The following is a 1,323-nucleotide window of genomic DNA, read 5'->3' as shown; positions in this document are numbered from 1 at the left end:
GTATTATAGTCTTCTAAGTGCCAATTTTTTGTAATTTTACCATCATGCACTTCGTAGATATCGACTGCTGGGAAATCGACAACTTGACCTTGACCTACAGTATCGCCCATCTTGCCGTTAAAATTGCCTTTGAAACGGTATCGAATCGTTGCAAAGTCACCAGTAATAAGTAAATGTTCTACTTCTACATGTAAGTTTGGTACGACCTTACGGAAGTTTTGAGAAGCTTCTAGTACACCTTCAATGCCTTCTTTTCTGCCTTCTGGCGGCGTCATGTCTTGAAAGTTTTCAAGCAAAGCTTCACGCGCATACATTTCTTCACCAGTATCCCAAAACTTAGCGTAGTTCATTGCTGCTTGCTTAATTTCTAATGTTTGAGCTGATTGATCCGCACTAACAAATATTTGAGGTGTAAGTTCATTCGCTTGAACTGCATTACCTGCTAACAATGAACCTGCTATTGCCATAGTTTTGATCGAGTTTTGAATTTTTGACGTTGTCATATAAGCACTCTTGTTCTTTAAGTTTAATTCGTTGATATCAATCACAGAATCCGTTGTATAAGTCTGTTTGCTATCCTTTTGCTTGAATAAAGTATATCTATTCAATGTCTATCTTATAATGGTGCTAATTGTAAATTAATTATTTGGCTCAGGTGAATAATGAGGCGATGAAAGAAGGTTTGCTAAATAAAATACTGCTAAGGTTTTGTCTGGTTTGTCACTTGTTCACCAGACGATGGACTAAAAACGGGTAAGATCAAAGCGTACGAGTGAGTACAATCAAACACTGCTAGATGGTATGCTGTGCTTCTACTTAATTTTAGTGTTTCAAAGGTAAAAAAATGAACCCGATTTTAGCAATGTTGAAAGAGAACAATATTAGCGATGAGAAAATCAACGAGTTGTTCCAAGCGTTGACAGAGAATCCTCTTGCAGCAATGGCGACGATCAGCCAACTTGGTTTACCACAAGATAAACTTCAAATGCTAATGGGTCAGGTAATGCAAAACCCTGCACTGATCAAAGAAGTGATCTGCTCCAGTTAGACTGGACACCGCATTAAGCTACATATTGTTTTTCAAAGTTAACTGGGCTTAGATACCCAAGAGCACTGTGCCTTCTTGTTCGATTATAATCAACTTCAATGTATTCAAAAAGCGCTTGGCGCATCTCTTCTCGGGTCATTATCGGCTCGTATTGGACGGCTTCTACTTTCATTGAGTGGAAAAAGCTTTCAACACAGGCGTTATCCCAACAATTCCCCTTCCTACTCATGCTTTGTTTTAGATTATGAGCTGCGATTAAATCTCGGTAGTCTTTT

Annotated in this window: 3 protein-coding genes; 1 reads left to right on the top strand and 2 read right to left on the bottom strand. The window is 38.5% G+C overall.

Annotated elements, in window-relative coordinates; translation table 11 throughout:
• A partial coding sequence (locus L4B77_RS20000; protein WP_429752614.1) for an ester cyclase occupies window positions 1-503 on the bottom strand: 503 nt, incomplete at its 3' end.
• Between the two features lie 341 nt (window positions 504-844).
• Here L4B77_RS20000 and L4B77_RS19995 point away from each other — a divergent pair.
• Window positions 845-1,048, top strand: coding sequence for a DUF2999 family protein (locus tag L4B77_RS19995; protein ID WP_429752612.1), 204 nt, complete (start codon window positions 845-847; stop codon window positions 1,046-1,048).
• Window positions 1,049-1,061: 13 nt separating this feature from the next.
• On the opposite strand, the gene L4B77_RS19990 is transcribed toward L4B77_RS19995, so the two are convergent.
• The coding region (locus L4B77_RS19990; RefSeq protein WP_429748332.1) for an IS3 family transposase at window positions 1,062-1,323 on the bottom strand (262 nt) is incomplete at its 5' end.

The sequence above is a fragment of the Vibrio minamisatsumaniensis genome, from assembly GCF_050337445.1.
Taxonomy (GTDB): Bacteria; Pseudomonadota; Gammaproteobacteria; order Enterobacterales; family Vibrionaceae; genus Vibrio; species Vibrio artabrorum.
The sequence above is the reverse complement of the archived record's forward strand: the minus strand, read 5'-3'. Positions and strand labels throughout refer to the sequence as shown.